The sequence below is a fragment of the Brevibacterium permense genome (genome assembly GCF_025506275.1).
Classification (GTDB): Bacteria; Actinomycetota; Actinomycetes; order Actinomycetales; family Brevibacteriaceae; genus Brevibacterium; species Brevibacterium permense_A.
In genome coordinates, this window is sequence record NZ_QYCP01000074.1 from 44,633 (window position 1) to 63,290 (window position 18,658).

Genomic DNA, 18,658 nt, shown 5'->3' on the forward strand with positions numbered 1-18,658 from the left:
CGAGCCGACGCACGGGTTCCCCTATCGCATATTTCTCGCACGCGCGTGGCCAGGCTCACAGAATCACCCCGCCGGCTCCCGATCCGCCCCGTGATTTCGCGACTCGCGCGGAAATCTGCCCGGCACGACGCGCCGAACGTGACACGATGCTTCTGAGACGCGACAAAGGAGCTTAAGGCAATGCGTGAACTGATCTTGAACGGAGTCAACGCAGACGGCACACATCTGCTGTTGAACGACGAGAACGGGCTTCAGTACCGAGTCGTCCTCGATGAGGCTCTCTTCGCCGCGGTCCGCAGGGACCGCTCCCACCCCAAGTCCGAGACTCCCGTGCGCCCGAAAGAGATCCAGGCCATGATCCGCGGCGGCATGGACGCCGAGGAGGTCGTGGCCGCCACCGGTGCCGACATCGAATACGTGCGCACCTACGAAGGTCCGGCGATGGCCGAACGCGAACGCACCGCCTACCTCGCCAGCCGTCATCCCATCTATTCCGATCATGATCCCAACGGCGAGCCGACTCCGCTCATCGAGCTGTGTCAGGAACGCCTGGCGATGCGCGACGTCGATATCGAGACGATGGAGTGGGATTCCTGGAAGCAGCAGGACGGCAACTGGTACATCCAGCTCAGCTTCACCGCCGCTGATCGTGTCCGCACCGCCAGCTGGCATTACTACCGCCGTTCGCTGACACCGATCGACGACGAGGCTAAGTGGCTCGCCGATTCCGGTCCCACCGACACCGGACCGATCCCGAACTACGGCAGCGGTGCCGAACGACAGAGGAACACCGAGGAGGTCGATGTCCTCCCGGCGACCGATCAGTCGTCCGCGTCGATCGCCGCAGACGGACCGGTGCGCCCCACCGCGGGTTCGGCGCCGTCGCAGCAAGCCCGCGATCATCAGGCCGAGACCGGTCGGATTCTGGAGAACCTGCGCAAGCGCCGCCACGCCGAGGAGGAGCCGCGGACCCGTCTGCGCGCGGTAACCGAGGACCCCGAGACTCACCCGCAGGGAGCGCACACCGCTCCGGGCCAGCCCGAAGCCGCCACCGATGACGAAGTCTTCGCCTTCGAAGATGCGGCTGCCTCGGCTGAGGAACCGCAGGAGCCGACCGAGAAGGTCGGCGTCTTCGACGATGAGAATCAGCTCTCCCTGCTCAATGAGCCCGGAGTGAGCGATCACGACGACCAGTTCAAGGACTCCGCCTCGGCGAAGGATCCGAAGCCGAAGTCGAAGAAGACCTCGCGTGCCTCGATCCCGAGCTGGGACGAGATCATGTTCGGGTCGAAGCGGGACTGACCTCAGACTCTCGAGTGTTCGCCCTCGGGATCGCGTGAGCCGAGGTCCGCTGCACCCGGTTCGACTGTGCCGAGGTCGACGACCTCATCGCCGTCCGAGATCAGTCTCCTGTCATGGGTGACCATGACGACCGTGCGGTCGCCCAAGCTCCGACGGAGATCGTCGATGAGCAGCCGAGCCGTCTCATCGTCCAAGTGCGCTGTCGGTTCGTCGAGGACGATCACATCGGCTCCGGTCAGCAGGGTTCTGGCCACCGCCAATCGCTGTCGCTGACCGCCGGAGATCTCCGCTCCGTGGTCGCCGACCCACCGGTCGAGCCCCTCTGCATCGGCCCAGTCGCTCAGTCCTGCCGCTCTCAGCACGGAGATCATCTCGTCGTCCCCGGGAACCGACCGCCCGGCGAGGGCGAGATTGCCGCGCACTGTGGAGCGGAAGACGTGTGCCTCCTGAGGGCACCAGGCTATTCGGCCGACGAGGTCTTCGGGTGAGTAGATGAGCATATCGTGGTCGGTCCCGCTCCGGTCACGGGCACGGTAGCTGCCGGACCAGGGGTCGAGGAAACGCAGGAGCACACTCAGGCTCGTCGTCTTACCGGTTCCGCTGTCACCGCACAGCACGGTCCAACTGCCGCGTTGAGCTCTCAGGGCAAGTCCTGCGACGACAGCCTGATCGTCCCAACCGACGGTGATCTCATCGAATTCGAGGGCGCCGACGCCGACAAGCTCAACCGGGCCAGAGCGGCGCGACGAGTCGTCGCTCTCGCCGGCCGTCGTTCCGGCAGCAGGAGCCTGCACTTCGACGTCGCGTTTCGAAACCTCGGCTTCGCGGTCCGCCGCACTGTCTGCATCGGGCAGACAGTCCAGTGCCGATCCCAGGGCGGGCAGCTGGCGGAACGCTTCGAGTGCCGAAGCGAACACTTCGCCCAGGCCCAAGGTCATGAGGGAGAGCACCGCGACGATCTCGGTCGGAGCATCCGTGGACACCGCCAGGATCACTGCGGTGGTGAACGTGCTCAGCTGCAGCCACAGTTGGGCGAGCCCGAAGTTGCGGGCAGAGGCCTTCTGCTTCTTCTCGAGGTCGGCCTCCAAGTCGGCCAACAGGCCGAGGACCGCAGAGTCGACCCGGTTAGTGCGCAGATCGTCCTTTGCGTGCAGAGCGCGAGTGAGCACGGACAGGATCCGGTTGCGATCCTCCCTGATTCCGTACGCCAACCGGCTCTCCGCCCGGATGACGAGAATCGGGACGATGACGAGGTTGACGGCGCCCACCAGGACGAACCAGACCAGTGACCTCACGTCGAGAAGTGCTGCGGTGATGCTCACGCCGATGACGACCATGATGGAGACGAAAGGCGGGAACAGAGTCCGGGGCACCAGGTCTCGGACGTCGTCGGCGTCGGCGACCATGGCGCGCAGCGCCGAATCCGAGGTCAGCAGACGCCGATCACTCATGCCGACGCGCTCGAAGTGCTCCCACAGACGTGTGCGCAGTTTCGTGAGCGCGGCGAAGATCGCCGAGTGGAGTCTCAACCGGCTGGCGTAGAGCAGCACGGAGCGACTGAGTCCGAAGAAGCGCACACCGACGATGGCGACCATGAGCAGCATGATCGGCGGCTGGTACGAAGCTTCGACGATGAGCCATGCGGAGACGGCAGTCAGAGCGATGGCCGCGAGGCTGGACGCGCAGGCGGTGAGCGCGGCCACCAGCATGGTCGGGGTGAACAGCGGCAGGCTCGAGCCCAGAATCGACCAGCGACGTCGCAGTGCAGCTGTCCAGGACTCGCCTTCGGAGTGCTGCGTCGAGATGTTCGGGCTCGGCTCGACGCCGGACCGAAGACCGGGCTCGCAGCCCGAACCCGTCCGCTCCGCCGGAGCCGGAACTTCAGTCCACGCCTGCGCAACAGGAACCTCGGCAACGTCGGTGCGAGCCTGATCTACGATCGCGGTTGCCTTCGAGCCCGCAGGTACACCGTTCTCTGCCGCTTCGAAGTGCATCTTCTCAGTGCGGATCTCTGTGTCGGCCAGCGCGCGTACCTGTTCGTCATGGCTGGCGAGGATCACGCGGTGGGTGGCGGCCGCCTCGGCGATCATCTCGATGACGATGGCGGCATTATCGGCGTCGAGGTGGGCAGTCGGTTCGTCGAGGACGAGCACCTGTGCTCCGTCATCGAGGCGGTGCCGTACTCGCACGAGGGCCAGCCGACGCTGTTGACCGGGGCTCAGCGCCGTCGTCTGCACACGCAGATCGGTGGGAAGTCCGGCGGTGGACAGGGCCGTCCGAGCTTGGTCGTCGTCGAGTCCGAAGAGCGCCAGTTCGGCACCGATGGTCTCGGCGAACATGCGTGGAGCCTGCGGCACGTAGGCCGCGCTCATCGGAGAGGCAGTGGTGTGCGCATCGACAGGCAGACTGCCGACCAGCGCACCGAGCACGGTCGTCTTGCCGGTTCCGGACCTGCCGCTGATCGTCGTCACTCCCGGCCGGGTGTCGATGTCGCCAGACCACGTGATGAGTGTGCCGTCGGCGTAGCGAACCCATTGGTCCCCCGGACGGCCGGAGATATCGAGTGCGCGTGATCTCGCCGTCGCCGACTCCGCCGACGGAGTCTCCGCATCTGCCGACCGGGTCTCCGACAGCAGCGACCGGGCCCTCTCACGAGCTTCGCGTCCGTTCTCGCTCGCATGGTAGCCGGCCCCGAGCTCCCGCAGAGGGATGAAGCATTCGGGCGCGATGAGCAGGACCAACAGGCCATCGCCCAGCTCCATCGTCCCGTTGACCAGGCGCAGACCGATGACCACTGCCACGAGCGCCACCGAGATCGTGGCGATGAGCTCGAGTGCCAAACTGGAGAGGAACGCGATGCGCAGCGTCGTGAGGTTCGCCTGATGGTAGCGCTCCCCCAGTTCTCGCAGCCGGCGCGCGTGATCGCGAGAACGGCCGAGGCCGATGAGGACGGGCAGCCCCTCGGCGAGTTCGGCCAGGTGATCCGACAGCCGCTCCAGAGCCGCCATGGTCTCCGAGGTCGACTCCGCCGTGTAGCGGCCGATGAGCACCATGAACATCGGCACCAACGGCAGGCACACCGCGATGATGACCGCTGAGAGGACGTCGCTGAAGACGATGCGCACCAGCAGCACGATGGGCACCACTGCGGCCGCGGTCAGGGCAGGCACCACCGTGGTGAAGTAGTCATCGAGATCGTCGATTCCGCGGGTGACCGTGACCGCCGCATTCGTCCGTGGGCGTCCCCGTCCGCGCAGCAGACCGGAGAGGATCGAGCGCCGCAGACCCTGTTTCGAAACGGCTGCCAGGCTGGTGCCCAGACTGCGGTCGAGCCAGAGACCGCCGCCGCGCAGCAGCGCGCCGAGGGCTCCGAGGACCACCCACAGCCCGGGCGCGCTGTGGCCGATGATGGCTCTCACCAGGGCTTCGGCGATGAGGACGATTCCCACCGACCGGCTCAGGGCGGAGAGCACTGACAGTGCCAACCCCCGCCGACCGGTCGGCAACTCGAGCAGGATCGACAGGGGTGAGCTCACGATCGGATCGCCACCGGCAGCTTGTGAGCTTCGGGGATGTGGGTCTCGGCGATGCGGCCGAGGAACATCCGGTAACTGAAGATCTGGTAGGCGATGATGATCGGCAGGATCACGATCGTCACGATGAGCATGACGTTCAAGGTGTAGTCCGACGAGGATGCCGCAGCGATCGTCAGCGAATTCGCCGGGTCGATCGTCGAGGGCAGGACGTTCGGGAAGACACCGGCGAAGACCGCGGTCAGACCGGCGATGAGGTAGATCCCGTGCAGGATGAAGGCGCGCTTCTCGGCACCGGCGCGGACCGCGACGAACGCGAAGATGAGAGCGACGATCGCGATGAGCACGGGAACGACGAGCCAGGTCCGCTGGGTGATCGAGGAGGCGAACCAGATGAGGAACGGAATCGCGGCCGGCAGCATGATCCGACCGGCCCAGCGCCGCGACCGCGCCCGGGCCTCGCCCTGAGTCTTGAGACCGAGGAAGATGAGCCCGTGGGCCAGAGAGAAGCCGAGTCCGCCGAGTCCGCCGACGAGCGCCGGCCACGACATCCAGGCGAAGGCACCGCCGATCATGTCGCCACGATCATTGAGCGGCAGCCCGATGGTCGTCAGTGCGAGCATCGCACCGATGCAGAAGGCTGTTCCGGCCGATCCCACGGCCAGGGCCCAGGTCCAGAAGGTCTTCCATCTCTCCGAGTGGCCTTTGCCGCGGTATTCGATGGCCACGGCGCGGAAGATCAGCGCGAGCAGGCAGATGGTCAGTGGAATGTAGAGCGCGGAGAACAGTGAGGCGTACCAGTGCGGGAAGGCGGCGAACATCGCTCCGGCCGCGGTGATCAGCCAGACCTCGTTGCCTTCCCAGACCGGACCGATCGAGTTGAGCAGAACGCGCTTGCCGCGTTCGCTGCGGCTGAGGAAGGGCATCATCATGCCCACGCCGAGGTCGAAGCCGTCGAGGAACAGGTATCCCATCCAGAGCACGACGATTAGGACGAACCAGATTGTGGCGAGGATTTCCATCGTGACCTTCCCTCAGTACGCGAACGACAGGACGTCGTCGCCGTTGTCGGTGATCGTGGGTTTCGTATTCGTCTGGTCGAGTTCGGGCATCGCCGAGGCGACTCCCCCCTTGACGTACTTCGTGATCAGCCGCAGTTCGACGACCATCAGAATTCCGTAGACGGAGGTGAGACTGATCAGTGAGAACAGCAGCATCGCCGGTGTCACCTCGGGTGACAGCGCCGCCTGGGTGTACATGTACACTCCGTCGAGCTGAGCCGGATTCGGTGCGACGACGAAGGGCTGGCGTCCCATCTCGGTGAAGATCCATCCTGCCGAATTCGCGAGGAACGGTGCCGTGATGGCCAGGACGAATCCGCGGCTGAGCCATTTCGACTCGGGTACCGTGCCCTTGCGGGCCAGCCACAGTCCGATGACGCAGACACCGGCGGCCAGGGCGCCGAAGCCGATCATCATGCGGAAGCCCCAGTAGGTGACGATCATGATCGGCTGGTAGTCGATGGGTTCGCCGGCATGGTCGCCATACCGCGGGTCGTCGGGGATATGCGTGCCGTAGCGCTCCTGATATTCGGGCAACAGCGTCGTCACACCGTGGACCGGGGTGTCGAAGTCACCGTTGGCCAGGAAGGACAGCAGACCGGGGATCTCGAAGATGTTCTGCACTCCGTCGCAGTCGTTCGACGAAGGGTCGGCGATCGTGAGGACGGAGAACTGAGTGCCGTCGTGGCAGGCCGCCTCGGCGGAGGCCATCTTCATGGGCTGCTGATCGAACATCAGCTTGGCTTGGACGTCACCGGTGATCGAGACGCCGGCGAAGGCGAGGACGCCGACGATCGCGCCGATGCGCAGAGACTTGATCCACACAGCATGATCCGTCTTGTCCCGTCCGGGCAGCTCCTCCGAGGAGCCCACGATGACCTTGCCGTCGGCATCGACGGTGTCGATTCCGGCCTTGCGCCGGTGGTAGAGGTGGTACCAGGAGATGCCGAGGAGGAAGGATCCGCCCACTGCCAGGGCACCGAAGATCGTATGTGTGAAGGCGGCGATGGCGGTGTTGTTGCCGAGGACCGCCCAGACGTCGGTCATCACGGGCCGACCATCGACCATCTCGACGCCGACTGGATGCTGCATCCAGGAGTTCGCGACGATGATGAAGTAGGCCGAGATCCATGTGCCGATGACGGCCAGCCACAGCGAGCCGAGGTGGACCGCCCGCGGCAGTCGGCCCCAGCCGAAGATCCACAGACCGAGGAACGTCGATTCGAGGAAGAACGCAAGCAGAGCCTCCAACGCCAAGGGCGCACCGAAGACGTCGCCGACGAAGCGGGAGTATTCGCTCCAAGCCATGCCGAACTGGAATTCCTGGACCAGGCCGGTGGCCACGCCCATGATGAAGTTGATGAGGAAGAGCTTGCCGAAGAACTTCGTGCTCCGCAGGTACACCTCGTTCCCGGTCCGGTGGTAGAACGTCTGCAGGACCGCTACGAGCATGCCGAGGCCCAGGGTCAACGGCACCATCCAGAAGTGGTAGACCGTTGTGATTCCGAATTGCCACCGTCCGATGAGGACCGGGTCCAGCTCCATGGGTGCTCCATTCAGGTTTCACACGAGCAATGTTTCTACGTCACGTAGAATTCTACGTCCCGTAGAAACACTGCCCGAGCGGTTTCATCATTCAAGACTCCCGGTTCCAAGTATGCTCTCGAGCAAGCTCCCCTGACCAGGGTCGCCCCTCTGCCGACGCTCGCGCGTCTATGTGGAATTCGACAGACTGTAGAGATATACTGGAGCGATCAGACCGACAAAGAAATTGAGGGCGAAAGAACTGTGGGAACACTGGGTGAACTCGAACGCAGCGTCATGGACGCCATCTGGGTCCACGACGACGGGTTGAGTGCCGCCGAACTCCGCGAAGTCCTCTCGGATCGCGAGCTCGCGCTGACAACGGTCCATACGGTCCTGTCTCGACTCGAGAAGAAGGGCTTCGTCACTCGCGATCGCAGCATCCGTCCGCATCGCTATGTCGCGGTATCGACACGTGAGGATCACGTAGCGGAGCTGATGACCGAGATGCTGTCTCAGGCACCGGATCGTCAGGCTGTCCTCGCTCGCTTCCTCGGCACCGTCTCGGAGGCCGACACCAAGGCGCTGCGCAATCTGCTCGGGCGCAATCACTCGACGCAGTCCTGACTCAGGCCGGTCACCTCAATGACCATCGTGGGAATCGTTCTGGCCGTGCTGGCTTTTCTGCTGGCATGGCCCATTCCTGCGGCACTCGCGCGTTTCCGCGGTGACCCGATCTCCGAGGTCGTCCTCTGGCAGGCTGTCGGACTCTCCGGAGGACTCTCCCTCATCGGCGCTGCGCTCGCCTTCGCGGTCGCCCCGGGAACGACGAGTCTCCCGCAGGGACTCTTCGACCTCATCCGGGGCAAGGACCACACACAGCTGTCGCTCTTGGCCTGGATCTTCCTCATCATCGCCGTGCTCCTCATCGGTCGGCTGCTCGGCTGCCTGATCCTGACCCTCTATTCGGCTCGGCAGACTCGCCTGCGCCACGACGAGATCCTGCATCTGCTCAGCGAACCGTCGATCGCCTATCCCGACACGCGCATCATCACCACCGATGAGGCCGTCGCCTACTGCCTGCCCAAGGGTCCACGGAAGGGCACTGCCGTTCTGTCGACCGGTCTGCTCGAGGCCCTCGACGAGGATGAGCGCACTGCCGTCATCGCCCATGAGCGGGCGCATCTGGATTTCCGGCACGATGTGCTCGTCATCCCCTTCGCCGCCTGGCATCGGGCCCTGCCGTACTTCTCGGCCACGGCGATCGGGTTAAACTCGGTGAATCGGCTCATCGAACTCATGGCCGATGATCAGGCCCGGGACCATGTCGATCCGCAGATCCTGGCTCAGGCAGTGAGATCGGCCGCCGCGATCAGCCCCGATCACCGCAGTGATCTGTCCGCTCAGCGCATCCAGCGCCTGTCGCATCCCCTGGATCCGGCGCGGATCCCCGTGCGGCTGATGTCGATCGGCCTGGCCGTTCTGCTGCTGCTCCTGCCGACCCTGCTCATCGTCACACCGTCCGCATTCGGCATCTGAGCCCGGACCGATTCTCGGTCCGGGCTCAGATGAGGCGGTGCTGACTCAGCAGTCGAGATCAGCTGTCGATGCGTTCGGCATCGAGGACGGCAGCGCCGGAGACGATGAATTCCTTGCGCGGCCCGACCGATGAGCCCATGAGGAGCTCGAAGGTGTTCTCCGCCATCTCGGCATCCGCCATCGTCACCCGACGCAGGGTGCGCATGCTCGGGTCCATGGTCGTCTCGGCCAGCTGATCGGCGTCCATCTCGCCGAGGCCCTTGTACCGCTGGATCGGTTCCTTGTAGGTCTTCTTCTGCTTCTCGAGCTTCTTCAGCAGAGCGTGGAGCTCGGCTTCGGTGTAGGTGTAGACGATGTCGTTGGGCGTTCCGCGCTTCGTCACGACCTCGACTCGGTGCAGCGGAGGCACGGCCGCGAAGACGCGACCGGCCTCGACCAGCGGCTTCATGTACCGGAAGAACAGAGTCAGCAGGAGAGTGCGGATATGCGCTCCGTCGACATCGGCGTCGGTCATGATGATGACTCGGCCGTACCGGGCAGCGTCGATATCGAAGCTGCGCCCGGAGCCGGCGCCGATGACCTGGATGAGTGCTGAGCATTCGACATTGGCGAGCATGTCGGCCAAGGTCGCCTTCTGCACGTTGAGGATCTTCCCGCGGATCGGGAACAGCGCTTGGTGGTCGGAATTGCGAGCGGCCTTCGCCGTACCCATCGCCGAGTCTCCCTCGACGATGAACAGCTCCGTGTTCTCCACCCCGTTGTCACGGCAGTCGTAGAGCTTCGCCGGCAGCGACGAGGCTTCCAGCGCGGTCTTCCGTCGCTGGTTCTCCTTGTGGGTGCGGGCGGAGATGCGCGACTTCATCTCAGCCACGACTTTCTCCATGAGCACAGCGGCCTGCTGCTTCTCAGCACGCTTGGTCGAGCCGAGCACCTCGCCGAGCTGAGACTCGACGGTCTTCGCCACGATCTGTCGCACTGCTGCGGTGCCGAGGACCTCCTTGGTCTGCCCCTCGAACTGGGGTTCGGCCAGCTGCACGGTGACAACGGCGGTGATGCCGGCGAGTACATCGTCCTTCTCGAGCTTGTCCTTGCCGACCTTGAGCTTGCGTGCGTTGGCGTCGACGGCCTTGCGCATCGCCTTCAGGCAGGCCTGTTCGAACCCGGCGAGGTGTGTGCCGCCCTGTGGGGTGGCGACGACGTTGACGAAGGACTTCAGCTTCGTGTCGTAGCCGGTCCCCCAGCGCAGAGCGATATCGACGCCGACCTCGCGTTCGACTTCCTTTGACTCGAGGTGACCCGAGGAATTGAGGACCGGGACGGTCTCCTTGAAGGTGCCGGTGTTCTGCAATCGCCAGGTGTCGGTGAGCGGCGGGTCGATGGAGAGGTGATCGACGAATTCGGTGATTCCGCCGTCGAATTTGAAGACCTCTTCGCGCTCTTCGATGACGGCACCGGTCTCGTCACGGGCGACACCGCGACGATCGACGATGCGCAGCTCGAGACCGGGCACGAGGAAAGCGGTCTGACGGGCGCGTTCGACCAGATGCGGGTAGTCGAACTGAGCCTTGGACAGGAAGATCTGCGGATCGGCCCAGTACTGGACTCGGGTTCCGGTGGCGCCGCGCTTGGCCTTGCCGACGATGTCGAGACCGGTCGGCTCCTGGAAGGCCTCGAAGGGGTTGTCGGGGCTCGCTGTGCCGGAGGAGTCGTCGAAGCGTCCGGGCACGCCTCGGCGGAAGGACATCTTGTGCACCTTCGATCCGCGAGTGACCTCGACGTCGAGGCGAGCGGACAGGGCGTTGACGACCGAGGCGCCGACTCCGTGCAGCCCGCCCGAAGCGGCGTAGGAGGAGCCGCCGAACTTTCCGCCGGCATGGAGCTTGGTCATGACGACTTCGACGCCGGTCAGCCCGGTCTTCGGTTCGATGTCGACGGGGATGCCGCGGCCCTTGTCGGTGACGGCCACCGATCCGTCAGCGGCGAGTTCGATGAGGATCTCTGAACCGTGTCCGCCGAGCGCCTCGTCGACGGAGTTGTCGATGACCTCCCACAGACAGTGCATGAGTCCACGGGAATCGGTCGTGCCGATGTACATGCCGGGTCGCTTGCGAACCGCCTCAAGACCGGACAGGACGGACAGGTGCCTGGCGCCGTAGCTTTCGTCTTCCACACAATTCCTCTCGTTCGATTAAATTCTAATCGCTGCGCGCTCAGGACCCTATTCCCTCGGGCTCGTGTCGGGAATACATCCGGTCGACCCCGACCATGGGCACTCCTGAGCTGAAACAATGGAGTCATGCCGCATCGCCTCCTCGTCCCAAGTCTCCTTCTCACCGCCGCTTTCAGCCTGCCCGGACTGGCGGCCTGCTCCCAGGACGCAGGTGCCCCCGGACGAACGAGTCAGGCAGCCGAGTCGACCGACGGGTCTCCGACTGCCGGCAACGTTGCGGACGGAGGCGACGACGCGAAGTCAGGGACCGCCTCGGCGAAGGAGGAAGTGGCGGATCTGAAAGGGAAGGTCATTGCGATCGATCCGGGACACAACGGCGGAAATGCGGACCATCCGGAGAAGATCAACCGACAGGTTCCGGACGGACGCGGCGGAACGAAGGCCTGCAACACCACGGGCACCTCGACGAACTCCGATTATCCGGAAGCCGATTTCACCTGGGCCGTGACGAAGAAGCTGGAGCAGTCGCTGACTGACGCCGGAGCCGAGGTCGTGCTCAGCCGGAAGGACAACACAGGAGTCGGACCGTGCGTGGACGAGCGCGGGACATTCGCCGACGACGCGGACGTGCTGGTGAGCATCCATGCCAACGGCAGCGAGTCGAGTTCGGTGAAGGGCTTCCACATCATCGTCGCCGATCCCGGTGAGGATGAGAAGACCGAGAGGGCATCCGGGAACCTGGCGAAGTCCGTGGGGAGTGCGATGGGTGAGGAATTCACCCCGAACAAGGCCTATGGAAAGGATGCGATCAGCCGTCGCCCGGATCTGGCCGGGTTGAACAACGCATCGGTTCCTGCCGTCATCGTCGAATGCGGAGAGATGCGCAACCCGTCGGAGGCAAAGCTCATGGAGTCGAAATCCGGGCAGAGGAAATACGCCGACGCCCTGTTCGACGGCATCGTCGACTGGTTCTGACTCGTGAATGCCGAACGCCCCTGGGACGATCCCAGGGGCGTTCGCTTCTGACCGATCCGTCTCATGGACCGGCCGAGGTGAGACTCAGTCGAGGTAGTCGCGCAGCACCTGCGAGCGGGACGGGTGACGCAGCTTGGCCATCGTCTTCGACTCGATCTGGCGGATGCGCTCACGGGTGACGCCGTAGACCTTGCCGATCTCGTCGAGGGTCTTCGGCTGACCGTCATTGAGTCCGAAGCGCATGGACACCACTCCCGCCTCACGTTCCGAGAGCGTGTCGAGCACGGAGTGCAGCTGCTCCTGGAGGAGGGTGAAGCTCACCGAGTCCGAGGGCACAACTGCCTCGGAGTCCTCGATGAGGTCGCCGAACTCCGAGTCGCCGTCTTCACCCAGCGGAGTGTGCAGCGAGATGGGCTCGCGACCGTACTTCTGGACCTCGACGACACGCTCCGGTGTCATGTCGAGTTCCTTTGCGAGTTCCTCCGGGGTCGGTTCGCGCCCGAGATCCTGCAGCATCTGGCGCTGCACGCGGGCGAGCTTGTTGATGACCTCGACCATGTGCACCGGGATGCGGATCGTTCGAGCCTGGTCGGCCATCGCGCGGGTGATGGCCTGGCGGATCCACCACGTGGCGTAGGTCGAGAACTTGAAGCCCTTCGTGTAGTCGAACTTCTCGACGGCGCGGATGAGGCCGAGGTTGCCTTCCTGGATGAGGTCGAGGAACAGCATTCCGCGGCCGGTGTAGCGCTTGGCCAGGGACACGACGAGTCGGAGGTTGGCTTCCAACAGGTGGTTCTTCGCGATGCGACCGTCGTGGATGATCCACTTGTAGTCCATCGTTTCGCGCGGGTCGGTCACCTCTCCGCCGTCGAGCAGGTGCTCGGCGTACATTCCGGCTTCGATGCGCTTGGCGAGATCGACCTCTTCGGCGGCATTGAGCAGGGCCACCTTGCCGATCTGCTTGAGGTAGTCCTTGACCGGGTCTGCGGTCGCACCGGCGGAGACGACCTGCTGAGCGGGCGCGTCCTCTTCGTCGGCATCGGAGACGATGAAGCCACCGGCCTCGGCCACGGCGGCGTTCTTCTCCTTCTCTTCCGAGTTCTTCGTCTCGGTCGCCTCGGCGGGGCTCTCCTCTGTGGCCAGAGCATCCGCGGCCGGTTCGACCTCCTCGGTGGTGTCGATATCGTCGTCGGTCTTCTTCGCCTTAGTCGCCTTCTTGGCTTCCTTGGCGGCGGTGGCCTTCGTCGTGGTCGTCTTCGGAGCAGCAGTCGACTTCGCGGCGGCTGCCTTCTTCGCAGCCGTCGTCTTCTTCGACGCAGCCGTCTCAGTCTTTGCAGCCGTCGACTTCTCGGTCGCTGTCTTCTTGGCTCCGGCAGCGGTCGTCTTCTTCGCAGTGGACTTCGACGCCGCAGTGGTCTTGGATCCACCGGTCGAGGTCGTGCCGGCCGTTCCCTCCGACTTCTCCGTCACCGTTGTGGATTCCTTGTCGACTCTGGGCACGTGTTCACCTTTCGCGAGCGTTGAAACTTCCCCATGCATTCGGACAGTACTAAGACCCAAGTCAAGTGGTCCGCGTACGGTCCGGGGCGAACGCAGAGTTCGCCCATCATGCAATGACTGGGTCAACGCTTAATTTTCTCACGTTATTCCCCGCTTTGCGAATCGGCCGTCGAAGACTCTGGGACGCTCCGTCCGGCCTGTCCCCTACAACAATGTGACCTGCGAACCTGTTCCCCTCGCCTCCCCCTCGCGTGGATCTCGCCGAGGCGGCCGACCGCCCACATCGGGGAGGCCGACCGTTCGCGCCGTACACGGCGGCGCCGATCAGATGGTCGAACGCTGAGTCTCCGTCAGCCAGCGAGGCAGGCATCCCATATCGACCGCGCTGACGATGAGCTCGGCCAGCCCGTGCTCGGCTTCGAGCCCGAGAGCGGCGCGCGCATAGTTCAGCGCCATCGTCGATCCGCCCAGAGACCATTCGAACCAGGCGATGACAGCATAGGTGTTGGCTCTGGCCCGTGGGTGGCCAGCTTGCAGGTAGTCCTTGAGGAAGGCGATGGTGAGCATGATGTCGCGCGGCCTGGGCGCACGCGCTGAGAGCCCGACGAGCTGCTGAGCGGCCCGTGCTTGGGCGACCACACGGCGGCTCATCACGATGAGTTCCTCACCGTCGAGTCCCTTGACCAGGGAGGGCGGGAAGTCTGGGTGGTCGAAGCTGAGGATCATCTCGAGGGCGTCGCGCGACCATTTCTCGACGAGCAGGGTATCGAGTGCCATGACGGTGGGCAGGTCCATGAGGTCGTGGATGCGCGCCTCGTCGATCGCTTCCTCCTCGCACCGCATGGCGTCCAGGCGCGGGTATACCTCGGCGAGGATCGCGAAGGCCTCGTCCGTGCCCATCCACTCCTCGGCATGTCCGCGACGACTGTCGGCGAAGGCTTCGGCGGGCATCGGGGCGATGACGAGATCCTCCGGATCGTTGACTGGATTGGATCCGCCGGCGACGAGTTCCGTAGCACACGCCGAGGTGGTTGCCTCGATCAGCGGTGTGCAGTCATAGCCGTCCTCGTCGATGCGTCCGAAGTGCTCTTGGTTGACCCACCATGCGCTGAGGGTGTCGACGCTTCTGGCGGCGAAGGTGATGGCCAGTTCGTCGATCGCTGCTCGGATGAGACCACGGTGGACCTCTGCGTATTCGGCGTCTGCACCGGCGCCGAAGGCGCCGACCGGCTGATAGTCATCATCATAGAGAACGAGGAAGACCCCGGTGACCGTACCGGCGCGCATGACGAGGTCGGCGTACCAGCCGCCGCCTTCGGACAGCGTCTGCGCCGCGCTCTCCCGGTCGAAGTCGATGCGCATCGTGGTCGAACTGGTCTGGGACCCGTTGAGCTCGGTGCCGACGATGACAGCGACGAGGCTGCGACGCGGGGTGTACCCGAGAGTATGGGGGATGATCCCGATGATGTCCTCGGGTGTGCGGGCCGGTGTCTTCACTGCGTCCTCCTTGATCAGTTTGGAACCAGCCGGTGCGAAGCGGTTCCCGTGCCTGAGGCGAGGCCCATGCCTGGGATGGGCTGCCAGTCTGGGTACTCACTTCAACCGATCCCGCAGCCGTTCCTCCAGATCCTGGTCTGCGCCTGTGGATGGACCGCACGGGTCCACAGCGCTCTGATGGGCGAGTTTCATCCGTCATCCCCACGAGAACCCGGGCCGAATTGCCTCAAACGCCGCGCTGGCATACAAGTGAGGTGTGGCGAAGAGACGGATATACACAGCTCCTGGTTCTCAAGTGGTCGATATCTCGACGGGTGAAGCCCGGCTGGAGAAGCTCGACGGTGAGGCCGATTCCTATGTGCTCCACGTCAATGGGGTCCCTTCTTCGTCGATCACGCTCAGCGATCCGCAGCGACTGGACTTCGAGTACCTGGACTGGATGCGTCGCATCATCGACGTTCAACTCCCTGACCGGACACTGCGGGCCGCACACATCGGTGCTGCCGGCTGTGCTCTGGCCCGGGCGCTGAACTCGGCACGACCGGGATCGAAGCAGACGGCGATCGACATCGATGTCAAGCTGCTCGACTTCGCCCGCGACTGGTTCGACCTGCCACGCTCCCCCGCCCTGGCGCTGCGCGCCGGCGACGGGGCGGTGGAGATCGGCAAGTTCCGGCCCGATACCCTCGACGTCCTCGTCCGCGACGCCTTCGACCACGACTCGGTTCCCGCGTCTCTGCAGAGCTCGGAGTTCTTCGCCTCCTGCGCCGAGGCGGTCAAGGACTCCGGCATCTTTGTCGCCAATGTGCCTGACTCAGGTGACCACCGCGTCCTCCGGTCCGAACTCCACAGCCTCGGCGACCACTTCGCCCATCTTGCCGCTGCCACGGAACCGGCGATCCTCAAAGGACGTCGACGCGGAAACGTCGTCGTCCTCGCTTCCAACACTCCCCTTGATACGGGCGGGCTCGACCGCAGTCTGCGCACGGCCGCCTCCTCAGCGGCCTTCCTGGCGGGAGCAGATCTGCGCTCCCGGTTGGGTCTCTGATCGTCACGGGATTGGATCTCTGACCTTCGCGCCGGCGCAGGCTGCCACTGGAGTCCCTCGCGCGCCTGCTCTTTCCGACCCAGCTGGCTCTCCGCCCCTCGCGCCTGCTGACCCGGCTGGCTCTGCCTACCCCGGCAGACCGGGAATGTGAGGTACGCCCCGGTCCGAAATGACGATGCGGCTACAGACGCCGGGGAAAGTTCGGCATAATTGAATGCCGACCCAAGAAGGTGAGATGACCGAAACTTCAGAAATTCGTGTCGAGCAGACCAAGCTCGACGAGCTCTATGCCCGCCTCGATGTGCTCCGGGAGGAGACGACGGCCCGCCTGGGCACGGTGAGGGTCTCCGAGGTCGGAGGCAACCACCAGCACCGCACCGAACGCGATGCCTTCGCGACGATGTACGAAGATCAGCTCATCCGTCTCGACGGCGCCGAGGAGGGGCTGTGCTTCGGTCGCCTCGACATCATCGACGAAGACGACCCCACCTACATCGGTCGCATCGGACTCACCGACGAACAGCGTCAGCAGATCCTCATCGACTGGAGGGCACCGGCCGCCGAGCGCTTCTACCAGTCGACGGCCGCCAACCCCGACGGGATCGCCCGCCGACGTCACCTGGTCACCGCGAACCGGAAGGTCACCGGCATCGAAGACGATGTGCTCGACATCGACGCACTCGATGACGCTCAGCGATCGAATCTCCAGGGCGAAGGCGCACTCCTCGCCGCCCTCACCACTCATCGCACCGGACGGATGGGCGATATCGTCGCAACCATCCAGGCCGAGCAGGATGCGATCATCCGCCGTCCGCTCTCCGGCGTGCTCGTCGTCCAGGGAGGGCCGGGAACCGGCAAGACCGCCGTCGCGCTCCACCGTGCCGCTTTCCTGCTCTACCGTCACCGGGAGCGCATCGCGAAGTCCGGTGTCCTCCTCGTCGGCCCGTCGACGGTGTTCCTCAAGTACATCGAGAAGGTTCTGCCCAGCCTCGGCGAAACCGGGGCCGTCCTGCTCACTCCCGGTCAGCTGTACCCGGGTCTCGATACGGATGCCGCAGATGCACCGGCTGTCGCCGAGATCAAGGGCCGCTCAGTCATGGCTCGGGTGCTGAAGAACCATATTGCGAACTATCAGCGCATTCCCGATCACGATGTCGAGATGCGGGTGCGTTCGCACACGATCGTACTGCGTCGTAAGGACGTTCAGTCCGCGCGCGATCGGGCTCGTCGCAGCGGGGACCCGCACAATGCCGCCCGCACCGGTTTCGTCACCGGACTGCTGAAGATCCTCGCCGAGGATCTCGCCCGTGAGATGGGGATGGATGCGGCCGGCGAGCGGCTGCCCGAGCTGCTCGAAGACCTGCGCTCCTCCGTCGACGTCCGACGCGCCCTCAACCTCGCATGGTTCCCCATCGGTCCGGCCGCCGCGCTGCGTTCTCTGCTGGGCAGGCCGCACAAACTGCAGGCCGCTGCCCGCAAGCTACTCACTCCTGCCGAGCAGTCGATTCTGCTCGAGCAGCGTCGGGATGAGTTCACTGTCGACGATGTGCCGCTGCTCGACGAGTTGGCCGAGCTGCTCGGTTCCGCCCCGCAGCAGACGCAGGCGCGGGATGACTCGGCACGCGAATACGCCGAAGCCGTCGTCGACATGACCGAAACCGGCGGGATGGTCTCCGCCGAAACCCTAGCTGCCCGCTGGGAGGAGCAGGGGCCGACGATGACTCTGGCCGAACGCGCTCTCGAGGATCGGGAGTGGACGTACGGCCACCTCGTCGTCGATGAGGCGCAGGAGCTCTCCCCCATGCAGTGGCGGGTGCTCTTCCGTCGAGTGCCGTCGAAGTCGGCCACCGTCGTCGGCGACCTCGCCCAATCCTCGCAGGTCGACAACGCCCGCACCTGGTCATCGATCCTGAGCGAATTCGTCGGCGATCGCTTCGCCCTCCAGGTGCTCACGGTCTCCTACCGCACCCCGCAGTCGGTGATGGATCTGGCCAACCGCTACCTGCATCGGCATTTCCCGCAGCTCGAGCTCGTCGAGTCGGTGCGCCAGGGAGGATCGGATCCGCGCCTGGATTCCTTCGCCGACGAATCGGAGATGCTGGGCGCCCTCCCCGAGACGGTCGAGGCCGAGGTGTCCGCTGCCGAAGGTGGGAAGGTCGCCGTCATCGCTGATGAGGAGCTCATCGAGCCCATCGCCGAGGCGATCGCAGACTTCGATTTCGGGCGGTCGGTCACGGGCTTGGATCACCAGATCGCCCTCATCACCCCGCAGCAGGCCAAGGGCCTCGAGTTCGATGCGGTGATCATCGTCGAACCCGGCCGCATCGCTCCGCTCGGCAGCGAGGAGGGCGTCGGCGGTCTCTATGTGGCGCTGACCCGCACGACGGAACGTCTGCGTGTCTTGGCATCGGCATCGACGGAGCTCACCGAGCTCTTCTCCGCCGCGACGATCCGCCAAGCCGGCTGACCCCAAACCCCCTTAATTACTACCTGACGGCGGCCCAGCAAC

General features: G+C 64.7%; 12 protein-coding genes. 6 read left to right on the forward strand and 6 right to left on the reverse strand.

The window, feature by feature from the left end; translation table 11 throughout:
* Positions 1-180 precede the first annotated feature (180 nt).
* Positions 181-1,302: a septation protein SepH gene (gene sepH, locus D3I60_RS03950; protein ID WP_262774841.1), complete on the forward strand. Its 1,122-nt coding sequence runs from the start codon at positions 181-183 to the stop codon at positions 1,300-1,302.
* 2 nt (positions 1,303-1,304) lie between these two features.
* Here the strand turns inward: sepH and cydC are convergent, their stop codons facing one another.
* The 3 genes from cydC to D3I60_RS03965 are packed head-to-tail and all read right to left on the reverse strand — an operon-like array spanning position 1,305 to position 7,441.
* Positions 1,305-4,838, reverse strand: coding sequence for a thiol reductant ABC exporter subunit CydC (gene cydC / locus D3I60_RS03955; protein ID WP_262774842.1), 3,534 nt, complete (start codon positions 4,836-4,838; stop codon positions 1,305-1,307).
* Positions 4,835-5,857, reverse strand: coding sequence for a cytochrome d ubiquinol oxidase subunit II (cydB, locus tag D3I60_RS03960; protein ID WP_262774843.1), 1,023 nt, complete (start codon positions 5,855-5,857; stop codon positions 4,835-4,837). Before cydB ends, cydC begins: the two co-directional genes overlap by 4 nt.
* Positions 5,858-5,869: 12 nt before the next feature.
* Positions 5,870-7,441, reverse strand: a complete 1,572-nt coding sequence (locus D3I60_RS03965) for a cytochrome ubiquinol oxidase subunit I (RefSeq protein ID WP_262774844.1) — start codon at positions 7,439-7,441, stop codon at positions 5,870-5,872.
* A 243-nt stretch (positions 7,442-7,684) separates the two neighbouring features.
* On the opposite strand from D3I60_RS03965, the gene D3I60_RS03970 reads away from it, so the two are divergent.
* Positions 7,685-8,047, forward strand: a complete 363-nt coding sequence (locus D3I60_RS03970; RefSeq protein ID WP_092013109.1) for a BlaI/MecI/CopY family transcriptional regulator — start codon at positions 7,685-7,687, stop codon at positions 8,045-8,047.
* Between the two features lie 18 nt (positions 8,048-8,065).
* Entirely contained in the window at positions 8,066-8,959 is an 894-nt protein-coding gene (locus tag D3I60_RS03975) for a M56 family metallopeptidase (RefSeq protein ID WP_262774845.1), read from the forward strand.
* Positions 8,960-9,017: 58 nt separating this feature from the next.
* On the opposite strand, the gene D3I60_RS03980 is transcribed toward D3I60_RS03975, so the two are convergent.
* Positions 9,018-11,129 (reverse strand): DNA gyrase/topoisomerase IV subunit B, encoded by a 2,112-nt coding sequence (locus D3I60_RS03980; protein ID WP_262774846.1) that lies wholly within the window; start codon positions 11,127-11,129, stop codon positions 9,018-9,020.
* A gap of 126 nt (positions 11,130-11,255) precedes the next feature.
* Here D3I60_RS03980 and D3I60_RS03985 point away from each other — a divergent pair, with 126 nt between their 5' ends.
* Complete coding sequence (locus tag D3I60_RS03985; RefSeq protein ID WP_262774847.1) at positions 11,256-12,104, forward strand: N-acetylmuramoyl-L-alanine amidase; 849 nt, start codon at positions 11,256-11,258, stop codon at positions 12,102-12,104.
* Positions 12,105-12,188: 84 nt separating this feature from the next.
* On the opposite strand, the gene D3I60_RS03990 is transcribed toward D3I60_RS03985, so the two are convergent.
* Together D3I60_RS03990 and D3I60_RS03995 are read right to left on the reverse strand one after the other, a co-directional pair.
* On the reverse strand, positions 12,189-13,604 hold the full coding sequence (locus tag D3I60_RS03990) for an RNA polymerase sigma factor (RefSeq protein ID WP_262774848.1): 1,416 nt from the start codon (positions 13,602-13,604) through the stop codon (positions 12,189-12,191).
* Positions 13,605-13,928: 324 nt separating this feature from the next.
* Positions 13,929-15,101, reverse strand: coding sequence for a DUF4192 domain-containing protein (locus D3I60_RS03995; protein ID WP_262774849.1), 1,173 nt, complete (start codon positions 15,099-15,101; stop codon positions 13,929-13,931).
* A 295-nt stretch (positions 15,102-15,396) separates the two neighbouring features.
* Here D3I60_RS03995 and D3I60_RS04000 point away from each other — a divergent pair, with 295 nt between their 5' ends.
* Both D3I60_RS04000 and D3I60_RS04005 read left to right on the forward strand, forming a co-directional pair.
* On the forward strand, positions 15,397-16,149 hold the full coding sequence (locus D3I60_RS04000; protein WP_262774850.1) for a spermidine synthase: 753 nt from the start codon (positions 15,397-15,399) through the stop codon (positions 16,147-16,149).
* Between the two features lie 235 nt (positions 16,150-16,384).
* A complete protein-coding gene (locus D3I60_RS04005; RefSeq protein ID WP_262774851.1) occupies positions 16,385-18,616 on the forward strand; it encodes a HelD family protein in 2,232 nt (743 codons plus the stop codon).
* The last annotated feature ends 42 nt before the right edge of the window (positions 18,617-18,658 follow it).

Bases quoted from the DNA above. Each gene is read 5' to 3' on its own strand.
- D3I60_RS03965 (WP_262774844.1), bottom strand. From the start codon at position 7,441: ATGGAGCTGGACCCGGTCCTCATCGGACGGTGGCAATTCGGAATCACA.
- D3I60_RS04005 (WP_262774851.1), top strand. From the start codon at position 16,385: ATGACCGAAACTTCAGAAATTCGTGTCGAGCAGACCAAGCTCGACGAG.
- D3I60_RS03975 (WP_262774845.1), top strand. From the start codon at position 8,066: ATGACCATCGTGGGAATCGTTCTGGCCGTGCTGGCTTTTCTGCTGGCA.
- D3I60_RS03985 (WP_262774847.1), top strand. From the start codon at position 11,256: ATGCCGCATCGCCTCCTCGTCCCAAGTCTCCTTCTCACCGCCGCTTTC.
- cydB (WP_262774843.1), bottom strand. From the start codon at position 5,857: ATGGAAATCCTCGCCACAATCTGGTTCGTCCTAATCGTCGTGCTCTGG.
- sepH (WP_262774841.1), top strand. From the start codon at position 181: ATGCGTGAACTGATCTTGAACGGAGTCAACGCAGACGGCACACATCTG.